This is a genomic window from Salipiger sp. ABN3_019, assembly GCF_056158605.1.
Genome location: NZ_JBSWTP010000009.1, coordinates 384,682 through 410,372, shown reverse-complemented (window position 1 = coordinate 410,372; position 25,691 = coordinate 384,682). Strand labels below are relative to the sequence as shown.

The 25,691-nt window shown below is 66.7% G+C and carries 21 protein-coding genes; 8 read left to right on the top strand and 13 right to left on the bottom strand.

Features of this window, described 5'->3' with window-relative positions; genetic code table 11:
- The first annotated feature begins 57 nt into the window (after nucleotides 1-57).
- Both ACXAD2_RS10100 and ACXAD2_RS10095 read left to right on the top strand, forming a co-directional pair.
- The gene (locus tag ACXAD2_RS10100) at nucleotides 58-540 is read left to right on the top strand and encodes an RNA pyrophosphohydrolase (protein WP_164178882.1); all 483 of its coding nucleotides are present in this window, start codon (nucleotides 58-60) and stop codon (nucleotides 538-540) included.
- A complete protein-coding gene (locus ACXAD2_RS10095; RefSeq protein WP_475169503.1) occupies nucleotides 537-974 on the top strand; it encodes a hypothetical protein in 438 nt (145 codons plus the stop codon). Before ACXAD2_RS10100 ends, ACXAD2_RS10095 begins: the two co-directional genes overlap by 4 nt.
- A gap of 1 nt (nucleotide 975) precedes the next feature.
- Here ACXAD2_RS10095 and ACXAD2_RS10090 read toward each other — a convergent pair whose 3' ends face one another.
- From ACXAD2_RS10090 to ACXAD2_RS10080, 3 genes are all read right to left on the bottom strand, one after another.
- Entirely contained in the window at nucleotides 976-2,112 is a 1,137-nt protein-coding gene (locus ACXAD2_RS10090; RefSeq protein ID WP_475169500.1) for a lytic murein transglycosylase, read from the bottom strand.
- A 300-nt stretch (nucleotides 2,113-2,412) separates the two neighbouring features.
- The gene (gene rnr, locus ACXAD2_RS10085) at nucleotides 2,413-4,743 is read right to left on the bottom strand and encodes a ribonuclease R (RefSeq protein ID WP_475169497.1); all 2,331 of its coding nucleotides are present in this window, start codon (nucleotides 4,741-4,743) and stop codon (nucleotides 2,413-2,415) included.
- A 168-nt stretch (nucleotides 4,744-4,911) separates the two neighbouring features.
- Nucleotides 4,912-5,985 carry a Hint domain-containing protein gene (locus ACXAD2_RS10080; RefSeq protein ID WP_475169495.1) on the bottom strand — a complete coding sequence of 358 codons (1,074 nt, stop codon included), beginning with the start codon at nucleotides 5,983-5,985 and terminating at the stop codon, nucleotides 4,912-4,914.
- Between the two features lie 217 nt (nucleotides 5,986-6,202).
- On the opposite strand from ACXAD2_RS10080, the gene dapE reads away from it, so the two are divergent.
- Nucleotides 6,203-7,360: a succinyl-diaminopimelate desuccinylase gene (dapE, locus tag ACXAD2_RS10075; protein WP_475169493.1), complete on the top strand. Its 1,158-nt coding sequence runs from the start codon at nucleotides 6,203-6,205 to the stop codon at nucleotides 7,358-7,360.
- A 33-nt stretch (nucleotides 7,361-7,393) separates the two neighbouring features.
- Here dapE and ACXAD2_RS10070 read toward each other — a convergent pair whose 3' ends face one another.
- A complete protein-coding gene (locus ACXAD2_RS10070; protein WP_475169490.1) occupies nucleotides 7,394-8,800 on the bottom strand; it encodes an SLC13 family permease in 1,407 nt (468 codons plus the stop codon).
- Between the two features lie 305 nt (nucleotides 8,801-9,105).
- Between ACXAD2_RS10070 and ACXAD2_RS10065 the strand changes: the two genes are divergently transcribed.
- The 3 genes from ACXAD2_RS10065 (at nucleotide 9,106) to ACXAD2_RS10055 (ending at nucleotide 14,712) form a co-directional block, all read left to right on the top strand.
- On the top strand, nucleotides 9,106-10,287 hold the full coding sequence (locus ACXAD2_RS10065; RefSeq protein WP_475169488.1) for an aminotransferase class I/II-fold pyridoxal phosphate-dependent enzyme: 1,182 nt from the start codon (nucleotides 9,106-9,108) through the stop codon (nucleotides 10,285-10,287).
- 22 nt (nucleotides 10,288-10,309) lie between these two features.
- Complete coding sequence (locus tag ACXAD2_RS10060; protein WP_475169487.1) at nucleotides 10,310-13,759, top strand: DNA translocase FtsK; 3,450 nt, start codon at nucleotides 10,310-10,312, stop codon at nucleotides 13,757-13,759.
- 371 nt (nucleotides 13,760-14,130) lie between these two features.
- Nucleotides 14,131-14,712, top strand: a complete 582-nt coding sequence (locus ACXAD2_RS10055; protein WP_066102936.1) for a LolA family protein — start codon at nucleotides 14,131-14,133, stop codon at nucleotides 14,710-14,712.
- 58 nt (nucleotides 14,713-14,770) lie between these two features.
- Here the strand turns inward: ACXAD2_RS10055 and ACXAD2_RS10050 are convergent, their stop codons facing one another.
- Nucleotides 14,771-15,367: a transglycosylase SLT domain-containing protein gene (locus tag ACXAD2_RS10050; RefSeq protein WP_066102933.1), complete on the bottom strand. Its 597-nt coding sequence runs from the start codon at nucleotides 15,365-15,367 to the stop codon at nucleotides 14,771-14,773.
- Between the two features lie 251 nt (nucleotides 15,368-15,618).
- Between ACXAD2_RS10050 and hspQ the strand changes: the two genes are divergently transcribed.
- Nucleotides 15,619-15,945, top strand: a complete 327-nt coding sequence (gene hspQ / locus ACXAD2_RS10045; protein ID WP_066102928.1) for a heat shock protein HspQ — start codon at nucleotides 15,619-15,621, stop codon at nucleotides 15,943-15,945.
- Nucleotides 15,946-16,033: 88 nt separating this feature from the next.
- Here hspQ and ACXAD2_RS10040 read toward each other — a convergent pair whose 3' ends face one another.
- From ACXAD2_RS10040 to ACXAD2_RS10010, 7 genes are all read right to left on the bottom strand, one after another.
- Complete coding sequence (locus tag ACXAD2_RS10040) at nucleotides 16,034-17,077, bottom strand: threonine aldolase family protein (protein WP_475169485.1); 1,044 nt, start codon at nucleotides 17,075-17,077, stop codon at nucleotides 16,034-16,036.
- The gene (locus ACXAD2_RS10035) at nucleotides 17,078-17,548 is read right to left on the bottom strand and encodes a YcgN family cysteine cluster protein (RefSeq protein WP_475169483.1); all 471 of its coding nucleotides are present in this window, start codon (nucleotides 17,546-17,548) and stop codon (nucleotides 17,078-17,080) included. It lies immediately after the preceding gene.
- On the bottom strand, nucleotides 17,545-18,477 hold the full coding sequence (locus tag ACXAD2_RS10030; RefSeq protein WP_475169480.1) for a bifunctional riboflavin kinase/FAD synthetase: 933 nt from the start codon (nucleotides 18,475-18,477) through the stop codon (nucleotides 17,545-17,547). The genes ACXAD2_RS10035 and ACXAD2_RS10030 overlap by 4 nt, the downstream gene beginning before the upstream one ends.
- Nucleotides 18,478-18,488: 11 nt before the next feature.
- On the bottom strand, nucleotides 18,489-19,958 hold the full coding sequence (pdxR, locus tag ACXAD2_RS10025) for a MocR-like pyridoxine biosynthesis transcription factor PdxR (protein ID WP_475169478.1): 1,470 nt from the start codon (nucleotides 19,956-19,958) through the stop codon (nucleotides 18,489-18,491).
- Between the two features lie 202 nt (nucleotides 19,959-20,160).
- Entirely contained in the window at nucleotides 20,161-20,814 is a 654-nt protein-coding gene (locus ACXAD2_RS10020; RefSeq protein ID WP_224901702.1) for a YggS family pyridoxal phosphate-dependent enzyme, read from the bottom strand.
- Complete coding sequence (locus ACXAD2_RS10015; protein WP_475169471.1) at nucleotides 20,805-22,271, bottom strand: tetratricopeptide repeat-containing sulfotransferase family protein; 1,467 nt, start codon at nucleotides 22,269-22,271, stop codon at nucleotides 20,805-20,807. The genes ACXAD2_RS10020 and ACXAD2_RS10015 overlap by 10 nt, the downstream gene beginning before the upstream one ends.
- 109 nt (nucleotides 22,272-22,380) lie before the next feature.
- Nucleotides 22,381-23,361, bottom strand: coding sequence for a porin (locus ACXAD2_RS10010; RefSeq protein ID WP_475169469.1), 981 nt, complete (start codon nucleotides 23,359-23,361; stop codon nucleotides 22,381-22,383).
- 280 nt (nucleotides 23,362-23,641) lie between these two features.
- Here ACXAD2_RS10010 and ACXAD2_RS10005 point away from each other — a divergent pair, with 280 nt between their 5' ends.
- Complete coding sequence (locus ACXAD2_RS10005; RefSeq protein WP_066102906.1) at nucleotides 23,642-24,139, top strand: DUF3576 domain-containing protein; 498 nt, start codon at nucleotides 23,642-23,644, stop codon at nucleotides 24,137-24,139.
- Between the two features lie 83 nt (nucleotides 24,140-24,222).
- Here the strand turns inward: ACXAD2_RS10005 and ACXAD2_RS10000 are convergent, their stop codons facing one another.
- On the bottom strand, nucleotides 24,223-25,482 hold the full coding sequence (locus ACXAD2_RS10000) for a glycosyltransferase (protein WP_475169465.1): 1,260 nt from the start codon (nucleotides 25,480-25,482) through the stop codon (nucleotides 24,223-24,225).
- Nucleotides 25,483-25,691: the final 209 nt, after the last annotated feature.

Sequence of the window (25,691 nt, the reverse complement as noted above, 5' to 3'; positions counted from 1 at the left end):
AACGCTTTGTCCGGCGATAGCGTGCCGCCACACACCAAGGAGTTGCCGATGAAGACCATGAGCCCCGAAGAGATCGCCGCGCTGCCCTACCGCCGCAATGTCGGGGTCATGCTCGCCAATGCTGCGGGGCATGTCTTCGTCGGCCAGCGCATCGACAGCGAGGTTCCGGCTTGGCAGATGCCGCAGGGCGGCATCGACAAGGGCGAGGAGCCGCGCGAGGCGGCGCTGCGCGAGCTCGAAGAAGAGATCGGCGTCAGCCCCTCGCTGGTCACGGTCGAGGCCGAGACCGACGGCTGGATCGCCTATGATCTGCCGCATGACATCGTGCCGCGCATCTGGAAGGGCCGCTACAAGGGGCAAGAGCAGAAATGGTATCTGCTGCGCTTTCAGGGCAGCGACGATCAGGTGAATATCGCCACCGAACATCCCGAGTTCTCGCAATGGTGCTGGCTGCCCGCCGATGAGGTGCTGGAGCAGATCGTGCCGTTCAAACGCGCGGTCTATGAGCAGGTCATCGCCGCCTTCAAGGATAAGCTGTGATCCGCACGCTGCTGCTGGCGCTGATGTGCTGCGCCGCCAGCCCCGCGCTGGCGCTGAAATGCCTGTCGCCGGATGTGGCCCGCGACGTGCGCGCGGCGGCGGAGGGCAAGTCGTCCTGGCTGGCCGTCAATGGCATGCTGGAGACCGGCCCGGTGCCGCGTCATGGCGGCGAGGTTCCGGCGCGCATCTGGGGCTGGGCCTTGGGTGAAGAGGGGTTCACGCGGCCCTTCGACAGCCGCATCACACTCCGATCCCTGTGTTTCGGCCCTTGGTGCGGCAAGGCCGCCAGCGGCAAGTTGGCGGCGCTGCTGAAGCGCGAGGGTGACCGCTATGTGCTGATCACCGATCCCTGCGGTGCCAATCTCTGGCCCGAGCCGCGCAAGCGCCAGATCGAGACCCTGCGCCGGGCCTGCCTCAAGGCGGGCTGCAACTGACCTAGCGCAGCCGCCGCAGCACCTCGAGCGAGGCGTAGCCGTCGGGCACCACACCCACCGCGCGCTGATAGTCGCGCAGCGCCTTGATGGTCATCGGGCCGATCCGCCCGTCGACGCCCGAAGGATCAAAGCCCGCCTGCTTGAGCCGCATCTGCAACTCCTTGCGCTCGCCGCTGGTCAGCGCGCGCTCGTCATCCGGCCAGTCCGACAGGATCGGCGCGCCGCCCATGATCCGGTCCGCCAGATGGCCGACGCCGATCACATAGGCATCGGCGGCGTTGTAGCGCGAGATCACCTTGAAGTTCTTGAAGGTCAGAAAGGCCGCGCCTTTGTGCCCGGCGGGCAAAAGCAGCCGCGCCGTGCCAAAGTCGCGCACCGGCTGGCCGTCCATGCCGACCACGCCGAGCCGCGCCCAATCCGAAGGCATCCGCGCGGCGTCGCCATCGGCAAGCCCGTAGTCGAAGCCCTGCGGCAGCTGCACCTCTACACCCCACGGCTGGCCGTGGATCCAGCCGCTCTCGGCGAGGTAATTGGCGGTGGAGGCAAGCGCATCGGCGGGATCGTCCGACCAGATGTCGCGTCGCCCGTCGCCGGTCCAGTCCACCGCAAGCGCGCGATAGGACGAGGGGATGAACTGCGTGTGCCCCATCGCCCCGGCCCAGCTGCCGGTCATTTTCTCGGGCGTGGTGTCGCCGTGTTGGATGATGCGCAGCGCGTCAATCAGCTGGCCTTCGAAGAACTTGCCGCGGCGCGAGCCATAGGCCAGCGTCGCCAGCGCCGGGATCACCGGATGCGTGCCGCGGTGGCTGCCATAGGCGCTTTCCATGCCCCAGATCGCCACCACCACCTGCCGGTCGACGCCGTAGCGCGCCTCGATCTGCCGCAGCAACTGGTCATGGGCGATCATCGCGGCGCGGCCATTCTCGATCCGGCTCTCGGAGACGGCGGACTCCAGATAACTCCACAGCGTCTTGGTGAACTCGGCCTGATTGTTGATCTTCGCCAGCGCGTCGGTGTCGAGATGCGGCGCGCGGAAGGCGGCGTTCAGCGTGGCGTCCGAGATCCCCTCGGCGCGGGCGCGGCTGCGGAACCCGTCGAGCCAGTGCAGATACTCGCGGTCGACCGTGGCCTTGGGCACCACCTGCACCGTATCAAAGGCGGCGGGGCGCGGCGCGGGACGCTGCGAGGCAAGGGGGGCGGAAAAGTCGGCAAGACGGTCGGCGGCGGCCTAACTCGCCGTCAGGCACAGCGCGAGGCCGAAGAGGCTCGGTTTCATGGGGTCACCTGCTGCTCGTTTTTTATGAGCAGAAGGCTACCGCGAAATGCATGATTTGCGAAGCGGGCAAAGGCGCGGCGGGCATGATCCCGCCTTTGCTGGGATGCAGGCCGCCGCGCCCTTACGTCAGCGTTCAGTCTTACGTCAGCGTTCAGTCGTGCGTCAGCGCTCGGTCTTGCGCGTGCGGCTGACCTTGCGCGCGGTCTTGGCGGTCTTCTTGCGCTCGGCCACATCCTTGCGCCGCGCCGGTCCTTTGCCCTTGGGCCCTTTGCCGCTGCCTCTGCCACCGGGGGTCTTCTTGAACCGACCGTAGCCGGCGGGCTTGCGATGCCGCGGCGCCTCGACCGCCTCGCCAGCCAGTTCCAGCAGTTCCAGCCCGATGCCGCCGGTCACCGGCGTCACGTCCACCAGCTTCACCCGCACCCGTTGGCCCAGGGTGATCAGCGTGCCGGTGTCAGCGCCCATCAGCGTGCCGGCCACACGGTCGAAGTGGAAGAACTCGTTCCCGAGGTTGCGGATCGGCACCAGCCCGTCGGCGCCGCTTTCGTCGAGCTTCACGAAGACCCCGAATTTGGCGATGCCGCTGATCCGCCCGCCGAACTCTGCGCCCACCCGCTCCGACAGATAAGAGGCGAGATAGCGGTCGGTGGTGTCGCGCTCGGCCATCATCGAGCGCCGCTCGGTGTCCGAGATATGCTCGGCGGTCTGCTGCAGCCGCTCGATGTCGGTCTGCGACAGCCCATCATCGCCCCAGCCATGCGCCGTGATCAGCCCGCGGTGCACGATGAGGTCGGAATAGCGCCGGATCGGTGAGGTGAAATGCGCGTAGTTCATCAGCGCGAGGCCGAAGTGCCCGAAATTCTCGGGGTTGTAATAGGCCTGCGTCATCGAACGCAGCGTGGCGAGGTTGATCAGCTCCGCATCCTCGCGCCCTGCCGCGTCATGCAGCAGCTTGTTGAGATGCGCGGTCTTCAGCACCTGCCCCTTGGCAAGGTTGAGCCCCGCCGCCTGCGCCGTCTCGCGCAGCGCGTCGAGCTTTTCGACCGGCGGTTCTTCGTGCACGCGGAACAGCAGCGGCGTGCGCTTGGCGATCAGCGTCTCGGCGGCGGCCACATTGGCAAGCACCATGAACTCTTCGATCAGCTTATGCGCATCCAGCCGGTCAACGAAATTGACCGAGGTTACCGTGCCATCCTCGCCCAGCACGATCTTGCGCTCGGGCAGTTCCAGATCCAGCGGCTGGCGGCGGTTCCGGGCGTCGCGCAGCGCATGGTAGGCGGCATAGAGCGGGCGGATCACATCCTCAAGCAGCGGCCCGGTCTTGTCGTTGGGCTGGCCGTCCATGGCCTGCTGCACTTCGGCGTAGTTGAGCGAGGCGGGCGAGCGCATCAGCCCGCGCACGAAGCTGTGGCTGCGCTTGTTGCCCTCGGCGTCGATCACCATGCGCACGGCGATACAGGCGCGCGGCAGGCCCTCATGCAGCGAGCACAGATCGCCCGACAGGCGGTCCGGCAGCATCGGCACCACCCGGTCGGGGAAATAGCTGGAGTTGCCGCGCTTCTTGGCCTCGCGGTCCAGTTCCGAGCCGGGCAGCACGTAATGCGCCACATCGGCGATGGCGACCCAGATCACATGGCCGCCGGGGTTCTTCGGATCCTCGTCCGCTTCGGCGAAACAAGCGTCGTCATGGTCGCGCGCGTCGGCCGGGTCGATGGTCACCAGCGGCAGCTCGCGCAGGTCGGTGCGGCCCTTGAGGCCCGCGGGCTTCATCCGGTCGGCTTCCTCCAGCACCTTGGGCGGGAAGGCGTCGGGGATGCCATGCTGGTGGATGGCGATGAGCGAGACCGCCTTCGGCTCTGAAGGATCGCCAAGGCGCATGATGATGCGCGCCTTCGGCAGACCCATGCGCGAGGCGCGCGGCCCGGCCTGCTCGGCCTCGACCAGTTCGCCCTCCTGCGCGCCGGCCATGGCGTCGGGACCGACCAGCCATTCCTTGTCGGCCCCCTTGTCGATCGGCACGATGCGCCCGCCCTCGGGACCCTTGCGGAAGATGCCGACGATCTTGCGCGGGCTGACGCCGATCTTGCGGATGAGCCGCGCCTCGTAGTTGTGATCTTCCTCATGCACCACCTGCAGCTTGGCGAGGATGCGGTCGCCCTCTCCAAGCGCCGGGTCGGTGGCGCGCGGGACCAGCAGCACCGCGGGCTCGACGCCCTCGCCGTGCCACTCGAGCGGCTGCGCAAAAAGGTCGCCGTTCTCGTCGGGTGCCTTGACCTGCAGCACGGTCACCGGCGGCAGCCGGTCCGGGTCGCGGTAGGTCTTTTTGCGCTTTTCCAGATGCCCCTCGGCCTCAAGCTCCTTGAGGACGCGCTTGAGGTCGATCCGCGCAGCCCCTTTGATGCCAAAGGCTTTGGCAATGTCACGTTTCGCGGTCTGGGTCGGGTGCGCCATGATCCAGTCGAGGATCTCGGCTTTCGAAGGCAGTTTGCTCATGCCGCAGCCGTAGCACGCGCCGCGGCCAGCGTCATCGCCATTCTGCGCCGTTCCAAGCCTGCGTGCGCGCCCGCCCGCCGCTTCGTCTAGATGGAAATATCCCGGGGGAGCCGCGCGTTGCGCGGCGGGGGCAGCGCCCCCATAAACCGCATCCCCGCAAGGCGCCTCTCAGGCCGCGCGCGCCTCGACCAGCGTCACCGCCTCGAAGGGGCCAAGCACCTGATGCCCGGCGCGGTGCTGCTCGGGGATGGCATCGCGCGGCATCCCCGCCAACAGCGAGGCCGCCAGCCGCGCCGGATCGCGGCGCAGCCTGCCCACGTAAAGGCTTTCGGCGGCCAGCCCGGCGGCGAGCAGCGTGTCATGCGCGGGCAGCAAAAGCTGGTGGTAGCACCGCAGCGGCCCGCTGTCCTCGGCCTGCCCGGCAAAGCCGTGGGTCAGACTGTGCGCGGGCACCAGAACCGCTTCACGTCCGAACAGATATTCCACCTCCGAGCCGCCGATCAGCAGGCGCTGGTGCGGCGCCACGAGGATGTCGCGCTGCAGCCCAAGATAGGGCGCGCGCAGACGCACCGGGCTGAAAGAGCCGCGCGCGGGCACCAGCCGGTGCACGGTTTCCAGCACCGGCACCGCGCGGCCGTCGCCGGTCAGCACCCTGTCGCCGCGGCGGATGCTTTCGAGCCGGCGATAGCCGTTCGGCGTCGCGATCGGGGTCGAGCCCGCCAGCGTCGGCAGCGGGCCCACCGGCTCGATCTCGTCAGAGAGGGCGAAGAACAGCAGGTCCGGCGCGATGGCGCAAAGCTCGGGATGCAGCGTCAGCGCCTTCAGGTCCTCATAGAAGGGCGGTGGGGGCGGTGCCAGTTCGCGCAGCTCGATCGTGCCGCTTTCCGGGCGCTCGACGCTCAGCCGGGCCCAGCGGCGCGGCGCGTCCCATGCCAGCGTCAGCCGCAGCGTTTCGGCGCGGCCATCGCCGGGGTGGGCGATCACCGTGTGGAATATCTCGCCTTCCCGGCTGGCCACCAGAACGATGCTGCCGCCGGGCAGGACCTGTACCGAAAGGCTTGCCGCCAGCGGGAAGCCGCGTTCATAAGACATCAGGATCTGCGGCTTGGCCTGTGGCGAAAGCCGTGTTTCGAGCAGCAGCGTGCCGCGCTCCATGCGCCCGCCGGGCACGTCCAGCGCGGCGGCGAAGGCCGGTCTGTCGATCCAGCGCGCCTCGTCCGAGGCGATGGCGATCCAGCTCATCCGGGGCTGCTCATGCTTGGGGGTGCCTCGCAATCTTGTCCCCGCGGGGCCGCCGCAAGCGACCATGCCAAAGGGGCTTTTGGCCCAAGCTAGCACCGCTGCCGCCGCGCCGTCAGCCGCCCGCTGCCGGCGCCGTGGCGCGCTGCGGCCTTTTCATCACATTTGCACGCGCCGCGACCTCGGGGTAGCCAGAGGCAAATTGCCCGGAGATGCGCCCATGACCACCGACCCCAAGCCCCTTGATCCCGTCCAGTTGACCGCCGATCTGATCCGCTGCCCGACGGTCACCCCCGAAGAGGGCGGCGCGCTGGTGCTACTGCAGGGCCTGCTGGAGGATGCGGGCTTTGCCTGCACCCGCGTCGACCGGGGCGGCGTCGCCAACCTCTTCGCGCGCTGGGGTGAGAAGGGGCATGCCAAGAGCTTTGGCTTCAACGGCCATACCGACGTGGTGCCGGTGGGTGATCTCGCCGCTTGGACCGTCGATCCCTTCGGCGCCGAGGTGAAGGACGGTGTGATGTATGGGCGCGGCGCCACCGATATGAAATCGGGGGTCGCCGCCTTTGCCGCCGCCGCCGTGGATTTCGTGAAAGAGACCCCGCCCGAGGGCGCCATCGTTCTGGCGATCACCGGCGACGAGGAGGGCGATGCGGTCGACGGCACGACGGCGCTGCTCGACTACATGGCCGCCGAGGACGAGCGCATGTCGATCTGCATCGTTGGCGAGCCGACCTGTCCCGAAGAGATGGGCGACATGATGAAGATCGGCCGCCGCGGCTCGATGAACGCCTTCTTCACCGTGACCGGCAAGCAGGGGCATTCGGCCTATCTGCACCGCGCGCTGAACCCGATGCCCGCCATGGCGCGGCTGATGGACCGGCTGTCGAGCCATGTGCTCGACGAGGGCACCGACCATTTTGACCCGACCACGCTGGCGGTGGTGACCATCGACACCGGCAACCCCGCAACCAATGTGGTGCCCGCGCAGACCCGCGCCACGCTCAACATCCGCTTCAACGACACCCACACCGGCGCGTCGCTGTCGGAGTGGCTGCGCGAGGAGGCGGCCAAGGTCGATGCCGAGTTCGGCACCAGCACCGAGGTCGCGATCAAGATCTCGGGCGAGGCGTTCCTCACCCCGCCGGGGGCTCTGTCGGATCTTGTGGCGAAGGCCGTGGAGGCCGAGACCGGCCGCACGCCGGAACTGTCGACCACGGGCGGCACCTCGGATGCGCGCTTCATGCGGCATCATTGCCCGGTGGTCGAGTTCGGCCTCGTGGGCAAGACGCTGCATCAGGTGGATGAGAACGTCGAGGTGGCGCAGATCGGTCAGTTGAAGGCGATCTACACGCGGATGCTGCGCGATTATTTCGCCTGACGAGGCTCCTGACGCGCCTTTTCGCGGGCGGGCTCAGAACCAGCCCAGCAGGCGCCACCACAGATAGTCGAGCGGCAGCAGCACCGCGATTGTGATCGCCGCCAGCGGCACGAGGAACCGGGCGAGATGCGACAGCTTCTCGCCCGAAAGCTGCATGGCGACCACCAGCGGCGCCACCTGATAGGCAAAGACCATCGTCGAAAAGCCGATCACCTGCGTCATCAGCACAGTGGTCAGCCCAAGCCCGCTGGCCTGCGCGAGATCTGGTGCCAGCGGCGTCAGCACCGCCGGGGCGCCGGGGTTGGTGGTCAGCATCGCGGTCAGGATCGCCATACCGCCCAGCGACAGGAAATTGAGGAAATCGCGCCCCGGCTGCAGCGGCAGAACCGATTGCAGCGCCGTGCCGATCACCGAGCCCAGCCCCGAACTGTTGACCACCGCGCCAAGCGCCAGCGCCCCGGCAACGAAAAGCAGCATGCCGAAATCCACCGCCTGTTTGAACGCGGGCGGGCTCACCACGCCGAGCTTGGGCAGCAGCAGCAGGATCGACGCGCCCATGCCCACCCATGCGGCGTTGACCCCATGCAGACGGTCGGTCATCCACAGCGCCAGCGTGGCCAGCAGCACCAGCGCCACGCGGATCTGCTGGCGGCGTTGGTCTTGGGTCGGCGCGAAGCCGATGTCGTCCGAGGTGCCCGCAAGGGCCATGCCGGTTCTTGCGGGAAAGAGCCTCAGCGCCAGCGTCACCACCACAGCGGATTTCACCAGCCCCAGCACCGGGTAGTGCAGGGCGACATACTTGAAATAGCCCAGATGCACCCCGAGGATCGTGTCAGCCGCTCCGGTCAGAACCATGTTCTGCAGGTTCGAGGGCAGGATGGCGAAACTGGGCAGGTTGCAGCCCGCGGTCAGCACCACCGCGATGCCGATCCGCCCGGTGGAGCCTTTGGCAAAGCCCGCGCGGTCAGCCAGCGCCATGCCGATCGGCACCAGCAGCACCGCCCGGCCCAGCGAGGAAGGCATGACAAAGCCCAGAGCCATGCAGATCAGCATCAGGCCGCTTAGCAGCCGCGCGTAGGACCCGGTGAGCGCGGGCGCCAGTCCCCGCGCCAGCCGCGCCGCTAGGCCAGAGGTGCTGATCGCCGCCCCGATGACAAAGCCCGAGACGATCAGCCAAGTGGCCGTCGAGGTGAAGCCCGAGAACACCAAATTGGGCGGCGCCAGTCCAAGGATCAGCAGCGCTGTGAAGAACACGAGGCTGGCCAGATATCCCGGCACCACCGAGGTGCCCCAGAGCGACAGGGTGATCAGGACGATGCCGAGGATGCGGCCTTGCTCGACTGTGAGCGCCTCCGGCGGCGCCAGTCCGAGCCAAACGGCGGCGACGATCGCGGCGCAGGGTATCGCCAGTTTGAACGCTGGTGTTCCCGCGGTGCTCATGCTGCTCTCCTGCCTGTGTCCCGCCGTTCGTAGCGCGGCTGCAGCGCGCATGTAAGACGCCGCGGCACATCCCGGCAGAGCCAGCGCAAGAGCAGAGCGGGCGGCGGGGCAGGGGGGCTAAGCTTTGGAACTCCCGATCGAAATCCCGGCAGCCCGAGACAGTCGCGAAAAATTTTGCTACGCTGCGGCATTCGCGCCACAGCGCTTTGACCACGTGGAGTTCCGGTAGACGAAGCGTACCGCCTTGCGTATCCTTACGGCAAAACGGGGCGTATACGATCCCGGACCATAGAGGCAGTACTGGCATGTTCCCCGAACGGTTTTCGAACCTTCCGGCTTACGCGTTCCCGCGCCTGCGGGCGCTCATCGACTCGTTCGAGCCGGGTGGTGAGGTCATTCACATGACCATCGGCGAGCCCAAGCACCCCTTTCCGGCCTTCGTCGGAGAGGTGCTGGCCGCGACCGTGCAGGAGTTCGGCAAATACCCGCCCAATGACGGCACCGCCGAACTGCGCGCGGCCATCGCCGCGTGGGTGGCGCGCCGCTATGGCGTGAGCATCGACCCCAACACCCAGCTTTCGCCGGTCAATGGCACGCGCGAGGGGCTCTATAACGCCGCCATGGCGCTCTGCCCCGAGACAAAGAACGGCCAGCAGCCGGTCGTGCTGATGCCGAACCCCTTCTATCAGGTCTACGCCGTGGCTGGGCTCTCGGTCGGCGCAGAGCCGGTCTATGTGAATGCCACCGCCGAAACCGGCCATCTGCCGAATATCGCGGGGCTGCCCGAGGATCTGCTGGCGCGCACGGCGCTGATCTACATCTGTTCCCCGGCCAACCCGCAGGGTGCAGTGGCGAGCCGTGAGTACTGGCAGGAGCTGATCGCGCTTGGCGAAAAGCACGACTTCCAGATTCTCGCCGACGAGTGCTATTCCGAGATCTACCGCGGCGAGGCGCCCGCTGGCGCGCTGCAGGTGGCGCATGAGATGGGCGCCGACCCCGAGCGGGTGGTGATCTTCCACTCGCTGTCCAAGCGTTCGAACCTGCCGGGCCTGCGCTCTGGTTTCGTGGCCGGTGGCCCCGAGAGCCTGCGCCGGATCAAGCAGCACCGCGCCTTTGCGGGCGCACCGCTGCCGCTGCCGGTGCAGCGCGTGTCGGAACAGGTTTGGGCCGACGAGGCGCATGTGGAAGAGAACCGCGCGCTCTATCTGGAAAAATTTGAGCTGGCGGACCGCATCTTTGGCAATGTGCCGGGCTATATGCCGCCGCAGGCAGGCTTTTTCCTGTGGCTGCCGGTCGAGGATGGCGAGGCGGCGGCGCTGAAGCTCTGGCAGGAAACCGGCGTGCGGGTTCTGCCCGGCGCCTATCTGTCGCGCGACACCGCGGATGGAAATCCGGGGAAGGGGTTCATCCGGGTCGCCCTTGTGGCGAGCCGTGACGAGACCGAACAGGGGCTGACCCGCATCCGGGACTGCCTGTACGGGCAATAAGAAAAAACGACGAGGCGAGGCAATGGCATATCAGGTGAAAGGGCGCGACCCGCTCTTCGACAGCAACATGCAGGCCGCAATCGAGAAGCGGGGCAAGGAGCTTGGCGGTTTGGCCCTGATTGTCCTTGGCCTACTGGCGGCGGCGATGATCGGGTCTTACACGCCCGATGATCCCTCGTGGCTGTCGGCCACCGATGCTCCGGTGCAGAACTGGCTGGGCCGTCTTGGCGCCTCGGTCTCGGCGCCGCTGTTCATGATCGTCGGTCTGGGCAGCTGGGGTCTCGCGCTGGTGCTGCTGGTCTGGGGCGTTCGCCTTGCCCTGCATCGCGGTGACGAGCGCGCGCTGCCGCGCGTGGTCTTTGCGCCGATCTGGATCGCGTTGGCTTCGATCTATGCCGCGGGGCTCGAAACCGGGCCGGAATGGACCCACAGCTTCGGCCTTGGCGGGCTGTTCGGCGACATGATGATGGGCACCGCGCTTGGCATCCTGCCGCTCAGCGCCGGTTTCGGTCTGAAGCTGCTGACGGTTCTGCTGGGCGTCGGTTTGCTGGCGCTTGGGGCCTTCGTTCTGGGCTTCACCAAGGACGAGTTGCAGAGCATCGGCCGCTTCCTTCTGGTCGGGCTGATCATGTCCTACGCCTCGCTGCTGAGCCTGCTCGGCCGGGGTGCGGGCGGGGCGATGCAGGCCGCGCAGCGCGCGCAGGCCGCGCATTCTGACCGCCGCGCCCGCCGCGCCGAAGAGGCTGCCGAGGCCGAGGCTTGGGCGGCTGCGCAGGATGGCTATGCCGAAGATGACCACGCGCTGCCCGAGCATGCCTATGCGCAGGACTATGTCGAAGAGCCCGTTCCGGCTCCGGCCCCGCAGCGCAGCAGCTCGCGGGTGCGCCGCGCCACGCCGCCGCCGCTGGAGCTCGAGCCCGAAGAGCCCGAGCTGCTCGACGAGGATGACGCCTATGCCTACGCGCAGATGCAGGCTTGGGAAGAGGCCGCCGCTCCGGCGCCCGCTCCGGTCGCGCCCGCCCCGGTTGCTCCTGTTGCGCCGCCGCGCGCGGCGCCCGAGCCCGCCAAAAAGCCCGGCCTTCTGGCGCGCATCACCCGCCGCGCCGAGCCCGAGCCCGACTATTATGACGACGAGGTGGAGCTGCTCCCCGTGGAACCCGACACCGGCGAAGACCGTATCCGTGCCAAGATCGCCCATGCGGTGAAGACCCGCCGCCGTGGCATCGCGCCGACCTTCGGCGCCAGCCGCTCCGAGGATCCCAGCAAGCCGCTGACCAAGGGCCGGGGCCGTGGCCCGCAGCCGCTGATCTACAAGCCGACGCAGATGCTGCGCGCCGAGCCGCCGCTCACCGCCGCGCAGGCCGCCGAGCAACTGCCGCCCGAGCCGCCGCTGACCGCCTCGCGCGCGGTGCCGCAGGCGCCCGAGCACCGGGCCGAGTACACGGCGCAGCCGCAGGGCTATGCGCAGCCCGCTGGCCCTGCGCCCTTTACCCATGCCGAAGACCCCTATGAGGCGGACGACTTCGACGACTACCGTGACTTCGACGATTACGGTGACGAGGCGCCTGCCGCGTTCGACGCGCAGCCCCAACCTCGCGCTGCCGCACCCGCCCAGCCGGCCCGTCAAGCCTATGCCGAGCCCAGCTACGCCGAAGATGACCACGGCGCCGAGAGCTACGGCGCGGACGACTACGCCGACGGCTTTGAGGCGCAGGACTACGATGCTGGCTATGATGCCTCCGCGCAGGACCAGTTCGACGGCGATGACGCGGATGACGACGGCTACGACGTGCAAAGCTGGTCGGCAGAGCCGGCGCAGATGCAGGCGCCGCGCCCCGCGATCCCGGTGATGCAGCCCAAGAAAGTGGTGCAGAAGGCCGATCCCAAGCCGATGCAGCCCTCGCGCCGCGCGCAGGAAGAGGCGCAGCCCGGTCTCGGCTTCGACGACAAGGCGGTGGATTACGAACTGCCGCCGCTGCACCTGCTGGCCAATCCCGAGAACATCGAGCGCCACGTTCTGTCCGACGAAGCGCTCGAAGAGAACGCGCGGATGCTGGAGACGGTGCTCGATGATTACGGCGTGAAGGGCGAGATCGTCTCGGTCCGTCCCGGCCCCGTGGTCACCATGTACGAGCTGGAACCGGCGCCGGGCCTCAAGGCCAGCCGCGTCATCGGGCTTGCCGACGACATCGCCCGCTCGATGTCGGCGCTGTCGGCGCGTGTCTCGACCGTGCCGGGCCGCTCGGTGATCGGCATCGAACTGCCGAACGACAAGCGCGAGATGGTGTCCTTCCGCGAGATCCTCTCGAGCCGCGATTATGGCGACGGCAACCAGCGCCTGCCGCTGGCGCTCGGCAAGGACATCGGCGGCGATGCGGTGGTCGCCAACCTCGCCAAGATGCCCCACCTGCTGATCGCCGGCACCACCGGCTCGGGCAAGTCGGTGGCGATCAACACGATGATCCTGTCGCTGCTCTACAAGCTCACCCCCGAGGATCTGCGGCTGGTGATGATCGATCCCAAGATGCTGGAACTTTCCGTCTATGACGGCATCCCGCATCTGCTCAGCCCCGTTGTGACCGACCCCAAGAAGGCCGTCGTGGCCCTCAAATGGGTGGTGGGCGAGATGGAAGACCGCTACCGCAAGATGTCGAAGATGGGCGTGCGCAACATCGACGGCTACAACGGCCGCGTCGCCGAGGCGCTCAGCAAGGGCGAGATGTTCAAGCGCACCGTGCAGACGGGCTTTGACGATGAGACTGGCGAGCCGGTGTTCGAGACCGAAGAGTTCGAGCCGCGCAAGATGCCCTATATCGTGGTCATCGTCGACGAGATGGCCGACCTGATGATGGTCGCGGGCAAGGAGATCGAGGCCTGCATCCAGCGCCTCGCGCAGATGGCGCGGGCGAGCGGCATCCACCTGATCATGGCGACGCAGCGCCCCTCGGTGGACGTGATCACCGGCACGATCAAAGCCAACTTCCCGACCCGGATCTCCTTCCAGGTGACCTCGAAGATCGACAGCCGCACCATCCTTGGCGAGATGGGCGCCGAACAGCTACTGGGCATGGGCGACATGCTCTATATGGCGGGCGGCGCGCGTATCACCCGCTGCCACGGCCCCTTCGTGTCGGACGAGGAAGTCGAGGAGGTGGTGAACCACCTCAAGGCCTTCGGCCCGCCGGAATATGTCTCGGGCGTGGTGCAGGGCCCCGACGAGGAGAAGGCCGACAATATCGACGCGGTCCTCGGGCTCAACACTGGCGGCAACACCGATGGCGAGGACGCGCTCTACGATCAGGCGGTGGGCATCGTCATCAAGGACCGCAAGTGCTCGACCTCCTACATCCAGCGCAAGCTCGGCATCGGCTACAACAAGGCCGCGCGGCTTGTGGAGCAGATGGAAGACGAAGGCGTGGTCTCGGCGGCGAACCACGTCGGCAAGCGCGAGATCCTCGTGCCCGAGCAATAAGCGGCGCTGCGCTGGCCCGGCTGGCGCGCCATGCGTATTTGAAAAGAGAAGAAGCCCGGGGGTGTGCGCTCCCGGGCTTCTTTCCTGGCCTTCTTTTCTGGGCTTCTTCTCTTCCAAAATAAGCCGGGGGAGCGTGGCCCGCAGGGGCGCGCGGGGGCGGAGCCCCTTTTCGGGCGCTCTGTTCGGGCCTGAGTGCGGGCCGGAGCGCGGGTTTGGGCGAAGTGACGCCGTTTCGGGGCGGCGGGGCACCGGCAAGCCTTTGATCGCGCGTCCGGGCGCCCTAGATAGGCTGCAACGCCTGCCTGCTATCGCATAACACCAAGGGGGCGTGCGATATGAATGGCAGACCCCGAGCAAGAGGACCAAACGGAATGATCCGCACTTTCATCGCCGCGCTCACGGCGCTTGTGCTCACCACGCTGCCGGCGGCGGCGCAGAAGCTCTCGCTAGGCGAGGTGTCGCAATATCTCAATTCGATCCAGTCGGCGCAGGGCCAGTTCACCCAGATCAATGGCGACGGCTCGATCTCTACCGGCACGATCTCGATCAAGCGGCCGGGCAAGGTGCGCTTTGAATACAAGCCGCCCGAGCAGGCGCTGGTTCTCGCCTGGGCGGGGGCGGTCTATGTCTTCGACAAGAAGCTGGGTGGCCAGCCCGAGACCTATCCGCTGAGCCAGACGCCGCTGTCGATCATTCTCGCCAAGAACGTCAACCTTGGCCGCGCGGGGATGGTGACCGGCCACAGCTATGACGGCACCGCCACCACGGTCACCGCGCAGGACCCCGAGCACCCCGACCGCGGCTCGATCCAGATGAAGTTCACCGGCAATCCGGTGCAGCTGCGGCAATGGGTGATCACCGATGGCAATGGCTCCAAGACCACTGTGGTGCTGGGCGCGCTGGCGGATAAGAACCTTCCCAACTCGGTATTCGACGTGAACCGAGTGAAATAAGCGAAAGGCCGGGCAGAGCGCCCGGCCTTTTCAGTTTCGGGGGGAGGGCCGCAGCCGCTTACCAGCGGCGCGCCTGCCGGCAGTTGGCCAGCTGCACCTCATAGACCACCGCCCGGTTGCCCACGTCCTCGGCCACGCGCATCAGCCAAGACTTGCCGTTGTAGGTGCCGCGGGCAAAGCCGGTGCGGCCCTCGTGATAGGCGAGATACTGGTTGCGCGCGTCGCGCAGGCTGATGCCCAGCCGGTCGCGGCTTCCGGACATGTACCAGCCCATGAAGTCGGTCGCGTCGCGGATGTCATCGCGGTCGGCGCGCCATTTGCCGGTGGCTTCCACATATTCGTCCCAGGTGCCGTCCAGCGCCTGACTGTAGCCATAGGCCGAGCTTTGCCGGCCATAGGGAATCACCCCGAGCGCATAGCGGAACGGAGTCCGCGCGTCCGAGATGAACTTGCTTTCCTGATAGATCGTCGCCATCTGCACATGTACCGGAACGCCCCATTTGCGTTCGGCGGCACGGAAGGCGCGGATGTAATTCGGGCGCTCACGGATGATGGCGCATGCGTCCTCGAGGTTGTTCGGGGCCCGTCCGGCACCGCCACCTCCGCAGGACGCGGCCAATAGAACCAGTGCCGCCGCGCGAAGCCATCTGCTCATCTGCCTCTCGCTTTTTCTGCTCTTGTGGTGTTTTTTGTCTTTTATTGACGATTATTTTAGCTCAAAGCCGGCCCCGTTGGAATCACAATTCCTTCAATCCCGGGAACTCCGGGACATGCGCGGGAATTGGCCACCACGGCGGTTTGCCGCCGAACTGTCGGCCCGCAGGCCACAGTGTGTTTCCGAGCAAATGGGGCTCGGCGTTGGACAAGTTGCCCAAAAAATGTCAAAAATTGTTCTCAGAGGTATCCATGCACACACAGCGCGCAAAATATCATCTGGGCCAGGTCGTCCGCCATCGCAAGCACCCATTCCGGGGTGTGGTCTTTGATGTGGACCCCGAGTTCAGCAACACCGAGGAATGGTATGAGGCCATTCCCGAAGAGGCGCGCCCGAGCCGCGAACAGCCGTTCTACCACCTGCTGGCCGAGAACGATCAGAGTTTCTACGTTGCCTATGTGTCCGAGCAGAACCTCATCGCCGATTATTCGGGCGAGCCGGTAGAGCACCCGGATATTCCCGATCTCTTCGGGGCGTTCATCGACGGCAGCTACGAGCTGCACTTCCAGCTGAACTGAGGCAAGAGCCTTCGAAGGCTCTTGCAAATTTCTTCCCAGAAATTTGGCCTTTAGGGCTGTGGTTGGGGCTGTGGCCGTGGCCGGCGGATCAGACCGCCTCGCGCACAGCGTTCAGGAAGGCGCTGACGTCCTCGGGCTCCAGCGACCAGTCGCAGACCAGACGCCCGGTCAGCAGCTCGCCGCCGTCGCCTTCCAGATCCCCCGAGACGTAATAGGTCGCCCCCGCCGCCTGCACCTTGCGATGCGCGTCGCGCGGCATCTCAACGAAGGCCATGTTGGCGTAGCTTTTGGTCAGCACAGTCACGCCAAGTTGCTCGAGCCCCTGCACCAGCTGCTCGCAGCGGGCATTGGCGCGCTCGGCCAGATCCTTCCACAGATCGCCCTCAAGATAGGCGTCCATCTGCGCCGCCAGATAGCGGTGCTTGGAGAAGAGATGCGCGCCGCGCTTGCGGCGGTACTCGAATTCCTGCGCCTTCTCGGAATCGAAGATCACCACCGCCTCGACGCCCATCAGCCCGTTCTTGGTGCCGCCGAAGACGCAGATGTCGACGCCGGACTTCCAGCTCATCTCGGCGGGCGTGGCGCCCAGTTTCACCGCCGCATTGGCGAAGCGCGCCCCGTCGAGATGCACCGGCAGCCCATATTCGCGGGCCACGGCGGTCAGCGCGCGCAGCTCTTCGAGCGTGTAGAAGTTGCCCTTCTCGGTAAGCTGGGTGATCGACACCGGCCCGCGCTTGGGGCCATGCACGCCGCGGTTCTGTTCGCCCTCGATCGCCGCGCGCAGCGCCTCGGGGGTCATGCGGTCCTCGCCCGGCACCAGCGTCAGCTTGGCGCCGCCCATGTAGAACTCGGGCGCGTTGCACTCATCTTCGTGGATATGCGCCACCGGCGAGCAGAACACCGTGGCGTAGGGCGGGCAGAGGCAGGCCAGCGCCAGCGAGTTGGCCGCCGTGCCGGTGGGCACGAGATAGACCGCCGCCGAGGGCGCCTCGAACAGCGTGCGGATGCGTTCGGCGACCTGCATCGACAGCACGTCGGCTCCGTAGCCCAGCGTATGGCCGGTGTTGGCGCGGGTCAGCGCGTCCAGCACCTGCGGAGGAACGGGGCCGGAATTGTCGGAGGCAAAGAACATTCAGGTGGGCTCCTCGATAATGTGGTCTTCCCAATCGTCCTCGCCGACCTCGAACTCGGGGACGGTCCGGCCCCGCATCGACACGCCAGCGGCATGCACCGTCTCGGGATCGCCCGAGATCAGCGGGTGCCAGTCATAGAGCGGACGCCCTTCCCAAAGCAGCCGGTAGGCGCAGGTCTGGGGCATCCAATAGGCGTGTTCGTCGATGTTGTCGGGACGCAGGACGATGCATTCGGGCACGAACTGGTGCCGGATTTCATATTGTGAACAACGGCAGCTGGAATCGTCGAGCAGACGGCAGGCGACACAGGTCAGCGCGACCTCGCCAGTCTCTTCGTCCTCGAGCTTGTTGAGGCAGCATTTGCCGCAGCCGTCGCAGAGTGCTTCCCATTCGGCCTCGCTGAGTTTGTTCAGCGGTTTGCTTTCCCAGAAGCGCGGCGCGAGGCCCTTGCGGTCGATCGGGTCGCTCATAGCGCCTCCAGAATGCGCCGCGCCTCGGCGCAGTCGAGATCCATCTGCGCCACCAGCGCGTCGAGCCCGTCGAACTTCAGCTCGGGGCGCAGGAACTCCACCAGACCGACCGAGAGGGTCGCGCCGTAAAGATCGCCGGAAAAATCGAAGAGGAAGGTTTCGAGGTTGGCGCTGTTGACGCCGAACATGGGCCGCACGCCCAGCGAGGCGGCGCCGTGGTAGCTGCCCTTATGCGGCCCGTCGAGCACATCGACCAGCACCGCATAGACACCGAAGCGCGGCGGGTGCAGCCCGTCGATCGACATATTGGCCGTGGGATAACCCAGCTTGCGGCCCAGCTGCTGGCCGCCGCCGACCTCGCCCTCGATCCGGTGCCAGTGACCAAGCTGCGCCGCGGCCGACCGCGGGTCGCCCTCGGTCAGCGCCTTGCGGATCGCGGTGGAACTGATCTGCGCGCCGTCCTGATCCAGAATCTCGGCCACGGTCACGCCAAAGCCCATCTCGGCACCGAAACGCTGCAGGTCGCTGACCTTGCCCTGGCGGTGTTTGCCAAAGCAGAAATCGGCCCCCACCACCACATGGCTCAGACCCAGACCCTCGGTCAGCACGTCGCGGGCGAACTCTTCGGGGGTGAGCGCCGCCAGCGCAGCGTTGAAATTCAGCTCAAACAGCCGCTCGACACCCAGTTTCTCCAGCCGCGAGGCCCGGGCCTTGGCCGACATCAGCCGGAACGGCGGGGCATCGGGGGCGAAGAACTCGCGCGGGTGCGGCTCAAAGGTGAGCACACCGAAGGGCGCGCCATTGCCCTTTTCGCGGGCCAGTTCGATCACCGCGCGGTGGCCAAGATGCACGCCATCGAAATTGCCGATGGCGACGCTGGCGCCCCGGTCCCGGGGCTCGGTGAACTGGTAATCACGAATGGTCCGCATGGGGCAAAGCCCTAGCCCTCCCTGCGGGGACGTGCAAGCGCCTGTGCAATGCGCTGCAGCCCCGGCGCGATGCGCTCCGACGGGATCGAGCTATAGCCTAATCTATAGAAGTTTCGCGGCGCATCCGGGCTCTGGAAGAACGGCGCGCCGGGCTCGATGAGAACGCTTTCGCGCTGCAGCTCGGCGGCGAGCGCTTTGGTATCGACGCCGCGCGGCGCGCGCATCCAGAACGACGAGCCGCCATGCGCTGCGACGCCCGCGATCTCCAGCCCGTTGCGGGCGATCTCGGCCTCCATCACCTGCCGCCTTTCGCCAAGCGCGCGTCCGATTCGCCGCACGAGGCTGTCATAGTGACCAAGGCTCAGGAAATGCGCGGCGGTGCGCTGGATGTGGCCGGGCGGGTGGCGCAGCACCGAGGCGCGCAGGGCGCGTGCCTCGCGGATGAAGGGCTCGGCGCCGACGAGATACCCCAGCCGCAGACCGGGAAAGAGCGATTTCGAAAAGCTGCCCACATAGACCACCCGGCCATCGCCATCGAGGCTCTTGAGCGCCGGTGTGGGCGGCTGCAGATAGGCCATCTCGAACTCATAATCGTCCTCGACGATCACCGCGCCCAGATCGCGCGCCCGCTCCAGCAGGGCGTGCCGCCGCGCCAGTGGCAGCGTGGCGCCGCTGGGGCATTGATGGCTGGGCGTGGTGAAGATCACATCGGTGCCCTCCGGCACAGCCTCGGGCGGCAGGCCTTCGCTGTCCACGGCAATCGCGCTGCGGGCGCAGCCGGTCTGGTCGAGCAGCACGCGCAGCGCCGGATAACAGGGGTCTTCCACCGCGGCGCGGCGCTCGGGGCTGAGCAGGATCTGGCTGGCCAGCCACAGCGCGTTCTGCGCGCCCAGGGTGATCAGGATCTCTTCGGGGCGGGCCTGAATGCCGCGCCGGGGCAGGGTCTGACGGGCGAGAAACTCCACCAGTTGCGGATCGTCGCGGTCATAGTAATCCTGCGTCAGCGCGCCGAAATCCCGCGCCCCCAGCGCCTGCACTGCGCAGAGCCGCCAGTTGGCATGATCGAAGAGCTTTGGATCGGCCTGACCGTAGATGAAGGGATAGCGGTAGCTCGCCCAGTCGGCGGGCCGCTCGGGCACCGCACCGGCGGCGAAACGCCGCCCCATGGCGCGCTGCCAGTCGACGCGCTCGGCGCGCGGTGTCTCGGGGAAATCCGGCGGCTCCGGCGCGCCCTCCGAGATGTAATAGCCCGAGCGGTCGCGCGAGGTGAGATAGTCCGAGGCCAGAAGTTCGGTATAGGCCAGCGCCACGGTGATCCGGCTGACCCCGAGATGCGCCGCCAGCTTGCGGGTCGAGGGCAGCTTTTCGCCGCGCCGGAAGCGGCCCGAAAGCACGCCCTCGGCCACCATCTGCTGAATGCGCGCCTGCAGTGTGCCCTGCCCGTCGGGGCGCAGGAAGAAGGTCTCGACCGGGATTGCCATGGGACATCTCCTGCGGCAGCGCTGGGGCGGAAAGGCGGCAGGGGGGCAGGGGGGGGCGCTGCCCCCCTCGGCGCGGGGCGCCTCACCCCCCGGGATACTTCAGTCTAGACGAAGCGTGGAAGGCGGCGGGCTTCGTCTAGACCCAAATATCCCCGCCGGAGGCAGGCCGTCCACCGCAGCGATAGCGGCGCCGGGCAAGGGCTCAGCCGTAATCGCGCTCGCCGAAGATCGCCGAGCCGACCCGCACATGGGTGGCGCCAAGCGCGATCGCCTGCTCGAAATCCGAGCTCATGCCCATCGACAGGCCGTCGAGCCCGTTGCGTTCGGCGATCTTGGCCAGAAGGGCGAAATGCAGGCTCGGGGTTTCATCGACCGGGGGGATGCACATCAGCCCCTTCAGCGGCAGGTCGAGATCGCGCACCTCTTTGATGAAGGCGTCAGCCTCGGCGGGCAGGATGCCGGCCTTTTGCTCTTCCTCGCCGGTGTTCACCTGCACGAAGAGATCGGGACAGCTGCCCAGTTCCTGCGCGAGCCGCGCCAGCGTGGTGGCGAGCTTGGGCCGGTCCAGCGAGTGGATCGCCGAGAAAAGCTGCATCGCCTGCCGCGCCTTGTTGCTCTGCAGTGGGCCGATGAGATGCACCTTGGCGTCCGGGAAACGCTCTTGGAAGGCGGGCCATTTGCCTGCGGCCTCCTGCACCTTGTTCTCGCCAAAGAGCCGGTGGCCCTCTTCCAGCACCGCCTCGACGCGCGCGTTCGGTTGCACCTTGCTGACCGCGATCAGCTGCGCCGAGCCGGGGGCTCTGCCTGCGTCGCGCTCGGCTTTGGCGATGCGGGTCTTGATGTCGTTCAGTCCCATGGTTCCTCTCCCCAGGCCTCAATGAAAGGCGCCAGTTCGGTTTCGTATTTCTTCCACGCCTGCGCCGAGCCGCGATAGATCGGCTGCCGCGCCTGGCTGACGCTGAGCGTTTTCACCTGTCCGGCCGCCTCATGCGACGACAGGCAGGCCTCATCCCAAGGCAGACCCGCAGCCGTCACCAGCGCGCGGGTGTGCGGCTCGGGATCGGCGACCAGATTTTCATAGCGAATCTCGTGGATGCGCCCGGGCAGCGCGTCTTTCCAATGCGCAACATTCGCGCGGAAGCGTTTGATCGCGGTGGCGATCAGCGGCAGGTCATTGGCGTAGCGGTGGCTGCCCGTGGCGAAATGGTTCTTGTAGATCGACAGGGCGATGTCGCGCGGATCGCGCTGCACCACCACGATGCGCGCGCCGGGCAGCGCGTGGTCGAGCAGCCCGAAGATCAGGTGGCACAGGATCGACTTGTCGGTGATCACGGCGCTCCGGCGGCCGCTGTCGCGCGCGGCGAGGCGCAGGTATTGCTCGGCAAAGGCGGCAACGCGGGCGGGGGGCTCGTCGGCGAGGCGGCGCATCTGCTCGCCGGCGCCGAAATGCCCATAGGCCAGCTTCAGCGCGTGGCCAAGCTCGCCGCCCGCCGTCACTTCGGGATGGGCACCGAGGATGCGCTCGACCAGCGTCGTGCCCGAGCGCGGCATGCCGGTGACGAAGACCGGGCGCAGGTCCGGCTCGGCGGGCGCTCCGGGCGCGAGCCCCGCTTGCGCGGCGCGCACGGCGGCGAACTCGCGGGCCTGCGCGGCGCTGTCGAAAGGCGCGGCCTTGGCCTGCAGCGCGTTGGCGCGGTGCAGGTAGCCAAAGACCTTGGCGGTCTGGCCGGTCTCTTCCATCGCCTTGGCCAGCGCAAAGCCCAGATGCATCCGCTGCGCGTCCGGCAGATCGCTGCGGGCCCAGAGCTTTTCCATGGCGCGCAGCAGCGGATCGCCCGGCTTCAGTTTCTTGCTCGCAAGGAAGATCCGGTAAAGCTCGGCGGCATTGGGGTGGCGCTTGATCAGCGCACGAAAGATCGTCTCGGCCTCGTCGAACCGCCCCAGAAGCTGCAGGTAATGGGCCTTGTCCGCGCGCGGCTTGATCGCCTTGGGGTCAGCCGCGATTTGTCGGTCATAGGCTGCGAGCGCCTGTTCGGGGCGGCCGAGGGCGCGGTAGCGCGCGACCGCAAGGGCGGTGACCTGAGGCTGATCGGGCGCAAGCTCGACGGCCCGGTCGAGATGGGTGAGGCAGGCGTCGCGGTCGCCCTGCTGATAGCAGATCTGCGCCAGTTGGAAGGCGAGATCGCCGCGGCGTGGCTCCATGGCCAGCACCTGTTCCAGCGCTGCGCGGGCCTCGCCGAGTTTGCCTTTGGCAAGGGCGGGGCGGACCGAGTTCAGCAGGCTGGCCGTACGCGCGGCCGAGAGTGGCAGCATTGGGATGTCTCGTCTTCAGATGCGCTGCGCCCGTTCTGCCCGGTGCAGGCGCAAAAGAAAAGAGCGGGCCGAAGCCCGCTCTTCCCTATCAGACTAATCTCAGGAGAGATTAGAAGGACATTGCCAGGCCGAGCGACCAGGTGTCGTCGTCCGAGCCGTCGGTGAATTCGCTGTAGCCGTAGCCGAACTGTGCAACGAGACCGCCGCCCAGGTCGTAGTTGGCTGCCAGGCCGTAGCCTTCTGCTTCGCCAGCGTCGTCCCAGTCGTACTTGCCGTAGTTCAGGCCGACCGAGAACGCGTTCATCGAGTAGCCGAAGCCGAGGCCCCAGTGCTCGCCATCGTCAACGAAGCCGTCTTCGCCGTCGATGTCGCTGTAGGTTGCGCCAACTTCAAAGCCGCCTGCGAAGCCTGCGGTGACGCCGAGGCCCCACACTTCGGCCCACTCGTCGAGCTTCAGGTAGCCGAGGCCTGCGGACATGTCGACGCCCGAGAACTCTGCCGAGTAGCCAACGCCTGCCGACCACAGGGTCTCGCCGGAGTCTGCGAAGCCTGCATCTTCCGGTGCGGAGCCGTCTGCGATCTGCTCAGCCGACACCGAGAAGGTGAACGCGTCGTAAGCGTAGTCGAAACGAGCGATCTGACCGTCGGAGCCGTTCACGCCGCCGTCGAACTCTGCGCCGTCGTTGAAGCCAGCGTGGATGGTTTCGTCGTCAGCCAGCGAGCCTGCGCCGCCGAGGTTCATCTCGGGAACGGTTTTGTCGTATGCCGAGTTGGTGTCGCCCATGGTCAGGGTTGCGCCGCCGTAGGACACGAACAGAGCTTCACCGCCCTGATCCCACGGGTCCGAGAAGGGGTTGTCGGCTTCGTCGAGGTCGATGTTCGCACCGAAGACCAGGCCGTTGTCGGCTTCGCCGGACATGGTGAAGGTCAGGTCGATGTCGGTGAAGAACTGAGCTTCGTCGTTCGCCTGGTCGGTGGTCTCACCCGGGTTGTAGATACCCATCTCGGCGTAGCCCGAGATCGTAACTTCTGCCGCGGCGACGCCTGCGGTTGCAACCAGCGCGGTGGAAGCAAACAGAATCTTTTTCATTGTTTCCCTCATGTGTTCTAAGGCACGTACCAATCCGGGTAGCCCGGCCTTGATGGGAGCTTCTATGCGCTTTGGCTGGCCGATCTGGCAACCCGCAGGTGCGGGCAGGGCCCCATCAAGCAAATCAGTGATGCGCAATTGCCACAAAAATATCACGGACCTTTCAAGGCGCTGCCGGTGCCAAGGCGGGCTTTGGCGGGCCCGGGATTGACCGCTTGTGATACGCGGTGCCGACGAGTATGCAGGGGCAACCAACCGGACGGTCAGGAGCTTTGGTTTCATGGAATATAAGCGGTTTGCGAAGGGGCTTTCGCTGGCAGCGGTGGTGCTTGGGCTGACGGCCTGCAGCCAGCAGACATCCACGCAGACGGTACAGACCCGCTCGGCAGACGAGATCATGGAGGCGGATGTCTACAACGGACGCGGCGCGCCCGAGTCGACCGTTTGGGACATTTTTAAGTCCAAGCCCGATGCTGGCCGAGTCGGCGCGGTGAACAAATACATCTGGAATGCCTCGCTCGAAGTTCTGGACTTCCTGCCGGTCGAATCCGTCGATCCCTTCACCGGGGTGATCACCACCGGCTACGGCACCCCGCCGGGCGGCGGCACCGCCTATCGCGCGACGATCCTCGTCTCGGACCCGGCGCTGGACGCGCGGTCGCTCAATGTCGCGCTGATGACCCGCTCGGGCCCGGCCAGCGCCTCTACGGTGCATGCGGTCGAAGATGCGATCCTGACCCGCGCACGGCAAATCCGCGCGGTCGACAGCCGCATCTGAGGCAGCGCTTCAGCAGATTACGAAGGCCCGGAGAACGCTCCGGGCCTTTTCTTTTGCATAGAGCTGATCGTGGGCGGCACGTCTCAGTCCCGCGGCGGGCGCGGCTGCATCTCTCCCAGCCGGGTCACCCAGTCGACGTGGCGCGGCAGGCAATGGCTGCGCAGATCGTAATGGGCGCGGACATGGGCGCGGGCCGCGGCGCCAAGGCGGGCGCGGGTTTCGGGATCGTCGAGCAGCGTGCAGACCCGCTCGACCAGCGCGTCGCGATCGAAGAAATCCACCATCCAGCCGGTTTCCCCCTCGGTCAGCGCCTCGCGCACCGGCGCGGTGTCGCTGGCGAGGATGGCGCAGCCGGCGCTCATCGCCTCAAGCAGCGACCAGCTCAGCACGAAGGGGTAGGTCAGATAGACGTGCACCCGGCTCACCTGCATCATCGCAAGGAAGCGGTCATAGGGCACCCGGCCAAGGAAATGCACCCGCGCCCAATCGGCATCGGGGATCTGGCCGCGCACCTCGTCGATGTAAATCTGCTTCCAGCTCTTCCCCCCCGGGGCCTTGGCACCATAGCTCACCTCGTCGCCGCCGATCAGCGTGACATGCGCATTCGGGCGGCGGCGCAGGATCTCGGGCAGGGCACGCATGAAGACGTGATAGCCGCGATAGGGCTCTAGGTTGCGGTTGATGAAGGTGATCACCTCATCGTCGCGGGTCAGCACGGTGCCGCCGTCAAGCTCCAGCCGCGCATCCGGATTGGGCACGACCAGATCGGTGTCGATGCCATCGTGCGCGACGGTCAGCCGGTCCTGCCAGCGTTCGGGGAAGGTGCCCGCCTGAAAGCCCGTGGGGCTGATGCCCGCGTCCATGACTTCCTCGTGCATCCGGTTGTTGAGGTTCTTCATGCGGATGCGCTGCGCTTCGCTCAGCGAGGCGGGTTTGCTGAACTCGGGGTCGAAGTCGATGAACTCCGGCGTGGTCAGATGGTAAAGCTCGCAATAGAGCCCCAGCCGCGCCTTGGGCCAGACGTCTTTCAGAAACAGGCTCTCGCCCCAGCCGTGGTGGGCCAGAATCACATCCGGCTCATAGCCGCTCTGCCGCAGCTGCTGCGCCGCGTTGCAGCAGCTGACGCCGCGCAGCACCTTGGTTTCGAAATCGGTGAGATAGGGGTGGATGCCGCGGGTGCTGCTGCCGCGGATCTCATAGGGGATCACTTTGACGCCATTCCAGAGCGTCGGCTTTTTGACCTTCGGGGTCAGCGCGGTGACCTCATGGCCGAGGCGGACCAATTCCGGCGCGAGGTGCTTGTATTGGCCGGGGAAATTCTGGTGAATGCAAAGTATTTTCATGGTCGTCGGTCATCGGTCCCTAAACGCGGGGCACTTTTCCACGCGGCGAAACGCGAACCAACGTGAAACGCCGCATATGGGTCTTTTGACGCCAAGAGGTTGCTGAAATGTCGCCGTCAGCCGCTGCCAGCCGGGAGAGGGCACTGGACGCCCGCCGGGGCCTGCCCTATCACCCGGCAAGACCCATCCGCACCGACCCCATCCGCTCT

Coding starts and splice junctions, on each gene's coding strand:
- ACXAD2_RS10100 (WP_164178882.1), top strand. CDS start 58: ATGAGCCCCGAAGAGATCGCCGCGCTGCCCTACCGCCGCAATGTCGGG.
- rnr (WP_475169497.1), bottom strand. CDS start 4,743: ATGAGCAAACTGCCTTCGAAAGCCGAGATCCTCGACTGGATCATGGCG.
- ACXAD2_RS10080 (WP_475169495.1), bottom strand. CDS start 5,985: ATGAGCTGGATCGCCATCGCCTCGGACGAGGCGCGCTGGATCGACAGA.
- dapE (WP_475169493.1), top strand. CDS start 6,203: ATGACCACCGACCCCAAGCCCCTTGATCCCGTCCAGTTGACCGCCGAT.
- ACXAD2_RS10070 (WP_475169490.1), bottom strand. CDS start 8,800: ATGAGCACCGCGGGAACACCAGCGTTCAAACTGGCGATACCCTGCGCC.
- ACXAD2_RS10065 (WP_475169488.1), top strand. CDS start 9,106: ATGTTCCCCGAACGGTTTTCGAACCTTCCGGCTTACGCGTTCCCGCGC.
- ACXAD2_RS10060 (WP_475169487.1), top strand. CDS start 10,310: ATGGCATATCAGGTGAAAGGGCGCGACCCGCTCTTCGACAGCAACATG.
- ACXAD2_RS10055 (WP_066102936.1), top strand. CDS start 14,131: ATGATCCGCACTTTCATCGCCGCGCTCACGGCGCTTGTGCTCACCACG.
- ACXAD2_RS10050 (WP_066102933.1), bottom strand. CDS start 15,367: ATGAGCAGATGGCTTCGCGCGGCGGCACTGGTTCTATTGGCCGCGTCC.
- hspQ (WP_066102928.1), top strand. CDS start 15,619: ATGCACACACAGCGCGCAAAATATCATCTGGGCCAGGTCGTCCGCCAT.
- ACXAD2_RS10040 (WP_475169485.1), bottom strand. CDS start 17,077: ATGTTCTTTGCCTCCGACAATTCCGGCCCCGTTCCTCCGCAGGTGCTG.
- ACXAD2_RS10035 (WP_475169483.1), bottom strand. CDS start 17,548: ATGAGCGACCCGATCGACCGCAAGGGCCTCGCGCCGCGCTTCTGGGAA.
- ACXAD2_RS10030 (WP_475169480.1), bottom strand. CDS start 18,477: ATGCGGACCATTCGTGATTACCAGTTCACCGAGCCCCGGGACCGGGGC.
- pdxR (WP_475169478.1), bottom strand. CDS start 19,958: ATGGCAATCCCGGTCGAGACCTTCTTCCTGCGCCCCGACGGGCAGGGC.
- ACXAD2_RS10020 (WP_224901702.1), bottom strand. CDS start 20,814: ATGGGACTGAACGACATCAAGACCCGCATCGCCAAAGCCGAGCGCGAC.
- ACXAD2_RS10015 (WP_475169471.1), bottom strand. CDS start 22,271: ATGCTGCCACTCTCGGCCGCGCGTACGGCCAGCCTGCTGAACTCGGTC.
- ACXAD2_RS10010 (WP_475169469.1), bottom strand. CDS start 23,361: ATGAAAAAGATTCTGTTTGCTTCCACCGCGCTGGTTGCAACCGCAGGC.
- ACXAD2_RS10005 (WP_066102906.1), top strand. CDS start 23,642: ATGGAATATAAGCGGTTTGCGAAGGGGCTTTCGCTGGCAGCGGTGGTG.
- ACXAD2_RS10000 (WP_475169465.1), bottom strand. CDS start 25,482: ATGAAAATACTTTGCATTCACCAGAATTTCCCCGGCCAATACAAGCAC.